Consider the following 274-nt stretch of genomic DNA (forward strand, 5'->3'; position numbering starts at 1 on the left):
GCTGAGCGTATCAGAGCCTGTATTCGGCCCTCATATCCTGACGTTCGACTACGAGAACCTGGCTACTTCTTACGAAGACAGCCCGCTGATCGACGTGTGCCCAGGCACCTTCAAGTTCCAGCGTGAGTGGACGGTATTCGACTGGTGCAACCCAGGCACTACTGATACATACACCCAGTATATCAAAGTAGGGGATACAGATGCGCCAGTACTGACCTGCCCAGCAGGCACGCCATTGGTATATTCTACCAGCCCATTCTCTTGCGCAGCGTCC

At 54.4% G+C, this 274-nt stretch carries 1 protein-coding gene; it reads left to right on the forward strand.

The window, feature by feature from the left end; translation table 11 throughout:
• Positions 1-274, forward strand: a 274-nt coding sequence (locus FRY97_RS22820) for a hypothetical protein (RefSeq protein WP_170254911.1), incomplete at both ends; no start/stop codon positions are given.

It is taken from the genome of Phaeodactylibacter luteus (assembly GCF_007993045.1).
GTDB lineage: Bacteria > Bacteroidota > Bacteroidia > Chitinophagales > Saprospiraceae > Phaeodactylibacter > Phaeodactylibacter luteus.